The sequence below is a fragment of the Micromonospora sp. CNZ303 genome (genome assembly GCF_004345505.1).
The window spans coordinates 1-4187 of record NZ_SLVT01000042.1 but is presented as its reverse complement, the minus strand read 5'-3'; the positions used below and the strand labels follow the sequence as shown (position 1 = coordinate 4187).

The window sequence follows — 4187 nt, the reverse complement described above, 5'->3', positions numbered from 1 at the left end:
CCGACTGCGGGGCTCGCAAGCTCACTCCTCGCGCTCACTGGGCTTGCCTTTCGTTCGCGACTGCGGGGCTCGCAAGCTCACTCCTCGCGCTCACTGGGCTTGCCTTTCGTTCGCGACTGCGGGGCTCGCAAGCTCACTCCTCGCGCTCACTGGTCCCCCCGGAGCCCCGGGTCCGTCTCGCGGACCCAGCGCCACTCCGCGACCCGGGGGTCGTCCTCACCGTGTTCGCGGGTGTAGTCCCGGCAGGACTGGCGCGCGTCGACCATTTCCTGCCGCAGGTGGGCGGCCCGGTCGGCCAGCCCCGGCACCCGGTCGATGACGTCGATGACCAGGTGGAAGCGGTCCAGGTCGTTGAGCATCACCATGTCGAACGGGGTGGTGGTGGTGCCCTCCTCCTTGTAGCCGCGTACGTGCAGGTTCTCGTGGTTGGTCCGCCGGTAGGTCAGCCGGTGGATGAGCCACGGATAGCCGTGGTACGCGAAGATGACCTGCCTGTCCCGCGTGAAGATCGTGTCGAACTCCTTGTCCGACAGCCCGTGCGGGTGCTCCGTCGGCGGTTGCAGGCGCATCAGGTCGACCACGTTGACGACCCGTACCTTCAGCTCCGGCAGGTGCCGGTGCAGCAGGTCCGCGGCGGCCAGCGTCTCCAGCGTCGGCACGTCCCCGGCGCAGGCGAGCACCACGTCCGGCTCGCTGCCGGCGTCCGTGCTGGCCCAGTCCCAGATCCCGATGCCGCGCCGGCAGTGCTGGACGGCCTCGTCCATCGACAGCCAGTTCGGGGCGGGCTGCTTGCCGGCCACCACCACGTTGATGTAGTGCCGGCTGCGCAGGCAGTGGTCCATCGTGGAGAGCAGGGTGTTGGCGTCCGGCGGCAGGTAGACGCGTACCACCTCGGCCTTCTTGTTCACCACGTGGTCGATGAAGCCCGGGTCCTGGTGGGAGAAGCCGTTGTGGTCCTGGCGCCACACGTGGCTGGAGAGCAGGTAGTTCAGCGAGGCCACCGGACTGCGCCACGGGATGCCCCGGGTCACCTTCAGCCACTTGGCGTGCTGGTTGACCATCGAGTCGACGATGTGGATGAACGCCTCGTAGCTGGTGAAGATGCCGTGCCGGCCGGTCAGCAGGTAGCCCTCCAACCAGCCCTGGCAGAGGTGCTCGGAGAGGACCTCCATGACCCGCCCGTCGGCGGAGAGGTGCTCGTCGCCGGGCACGGTACCGGCCATCCAGGCCCGGCCGGTGACCTCGAACGCCGCGCCGAGCCGGTTCGATGCCACCTCGTCCGGGCCGAAGAGGCGGAACGTCTGCGGGTTGGCGGTGATCACGTCGCGTACCCACGGGCCGAGGGCCCCGGTCGCGCCGGCCACGGTCTCGCCGGGCCGCTGCACGTCGACGGCGTACTCGCGGAAGTCCGGCAACGTCAGGTCGCGCAGCACCGTCCCGCCGTTGGTGACCGGGTTGGCGCTCATCCGCCGCTCGCCCCTGGGCGGCAGCGCGGCCAGCTCGGCGACCGGTGCGCCGGTCGCGTCGAAGAGCTCCTCCGGCCGGTAGCTGCGCAGCCAGCGCTCCAGCTCGGCCAGGTGCTCCGGGTTCTTGCGCACCTCGGACAGCGGCACCTGGTGGGCGCGGTAGGTGCCCTCGACCTGCTTGCCGTCGACGTCGCGGGGGCCGGTCCAGCCCTTCGGCGTACGCAGGACGATCATCGGCCAGCGGGGGCGCTCGACGGCGCCGCCCGAGCGGGCCCGCCGCTGGATGGCGGCGATCTCGTCCAGCGCCCGGTCCAACGTGCCGGCGAGCGCCTGGTGCACCGTCGCCGGATCGTCGCCGGCGACCACGTACGGCTGGTAGCCGAAGCCGCGCATCATGGCGAGGAGGTCGTCCTCGCCGATCCGGTCCAGCACCGTCGGGTTGGCGATCTTGTATCCGTTGAGGTGCAGGATCGGCAGCACCGCGCCGTCACGGGCCGGGTTGAGGAAGACGTTGGAGAGCCAGCTTCCCGCCAGCGGGCCGGTCTCCGCCTCCCCGTCGCCGATGACGCAGGCCACCAGCAGGTCCGGGTTGTCGAACGCCGCGCCGTAGGCGTGGCTGAGCGCGTACCCCAGCTCGCCGCCCTCGTGGATCGAACCCGGCACCTCCGCCGCCACGTGGCTGGGGATGCCGCCGGGGAACGAGAACTGGCGGAACAGCCCGGCCATGCCGGCCTCGTCGCGGCCGATGTGGTGGTACAGCTCGCTGTAGGTGCCCTCCAGCCAGGTGTTCGCGACGATCGCCGGGCCGCCGTGACCGGGGCCGGTGACGAACAGGGCGGACAGGTCACGGGCGACGATGACCCGGTTGAGGTGGGCGTAGAGCAGGTTCAGGCCGGGACTGGTGCCCCAGTGGCCGAGCAGGCGCGGCTTGACGTGCTCGGGCGCTAGCGGCTCGCGCAGCAGCGGATTGTCCAGCAGGTAGATCTGCCCGACGGTCAGGTAGTTCGCCGCCCGCCAGTAGGCGTCCAGCCGGCGCAGCTCGTCGTCGGTCAGGGGGCTGTGCAGGTCGAGAGCGGTGTCCATACTGCATGAGCCTCTCGCGGGTAAGGGAATCCTGCATCCTCGGAGCGCGGATTCGTCCGGGCCGGCCCCAGCATCGCCGGTCGAGGCCGGTGTGGATCAGGGCCGTTGGTCCCGTGGGCGCTGGGCATCGCGCCCGTGCCCCGGAATCCCCGTCAGCCCGCGCACCACGATCACCGGGGCGGGGGAGTGGTAGAGCAGCGCCTGACTCACCGCGCCGAGCATGCCCCGCCACGGCTCGTCGCCCCGGGCGGCGACCAGCACCACCTGCGCCGAACGGGACTGCTCCACCAGGACACCGCCGGGATCGCCGCGGATCGTGTGGCACTCCGCGGCCACCGACGGAAACCGGCGCGCCGACCGCGCCACCAACCCGACGAGCAGCTCGGCATCCTCCGCGCCCTGCTCCGACTCGACTACGCGGACCGCCGACAGCCGCGCCTCGCGCCGGGCCGCGCACTCGAAGGCCCACTCCAACGCGGCCTGCGAGCTGTCGGAACCGTCCACCCCGACCAGCACCGGCCCCTGCGGGGGCGGCTCCCGGCGGACCACCAGCACCGGGCAGCCGGCGCGGGCGGCGAGCTGCACCGTGGGCGCTTCGACCGACACGCACTCGCCGCTGGTCGCCATGCCGCCGTCCCCGACGGCGAGCAGGAACGCCGTCTCCGACCGGCGGACCAGGGTGTCGACGAGGGCACCTTCGACGATCTCGCCGCCCACCGGCAGCCCCGGCTCGACCTCGGCGACGATCTCCGTGGCCCGGGACATCAGCTCCTCGGCGTCCGCCCGTGGCCCCGCGACCGACGGCGCTTGCAGCGCGGCCGCCCAGTTGAACGCGTGCAGCAGGCACAACGGGCGGTCGTGCGCGGCGGCCTCCTGCGCGGCCAGCCTGACCACGGGCAGGTTGCGCTCCGTGCCGAGCCCGACCAGCACCGCCGCGTCGGTGGGTGCGGCCATCCGAATCACCTCCGCAGGCGTCGCGCCCGGCCCTCCTGTCGAGGCTAGTCGCGCCGGTAGCACGGTGGGGCGGGATCGCGGGCGACGGTGGGGCGGGGGTTCGGGCTGGGGTGTCTGCGGGGCCGGGCAGTGCTCGGGGTGTTGGGGTGCGTGGGGTGGTCGCGGTGCGTCGTGGTGGGGGTGTGGCCCGCCGTGCCCGGCTCCGGGCGGTCAGGCTTGATCCCTGCGCCGGGCACGGCGGGCCACACCCCGTCGGTGGCTACTCTCGCGTCCGTCCGGGTGGACCGGTCGGAAACGGGGCCGCCTCGGTCGCCTGGCGCATCGCCGTACGGGTCTGCGCCGAGGTGAGCGGACTCCTGCCGGAGATCTTGGCAAGAAACCGCCCCTCCAGGGGCCCTCTCGTACCAAGATCTCCACCGGTGCCTCGGTGACCTGGTGTCCGGGGCGACTCCGGTGACCGCGGTGACCGCAGTGACCGAGTGAGCCCAGTGACCCGAGGACCGGCTCACCCGGCTCACCCGGCTCACCCGGCTCACCCGGCTCACCCGGCTCACCCGGCTCACCCGGCTCACCCGGCTCACCCGGCTCACCGGCTCACCCGGCTCACCGGCTCACCCGGCTCACCTGCTCACCCGGCTCACCCGGGTTCACTCGGATGAGTCCGATGAGCCGATGGGTCCGATG

At 72.4% G+C, this 4187-nt stretch carries 2 protein-coding genes; both read right to left on the bottom strand.

All coding sequences use genetic code 11. The features are described 5' to 3' along the window. Positions 1-146 precede the first annotated feature (146 nt). On the bottom strand, positions 147-2549 hold the full coding sequence (locus EV374_RS32270) for a phosphoketolase family protein (RefSeq protein WP_132240947.1): 2403 nt from the start codon (positions 2547-2549) through the stop codon (positions 147-149). Positions 2550-2645: 96 nt separating this feature from the next. After that, entirely contained in the window at positions 2646-3503 is an 858-nt protein-coding gene (locus EV374_RS32265; protein ID WP_132240946.1) for a universal stress protein, read from the bottom strand. Positions 3504-4187 lie beyond the last annotated feature (684 nt).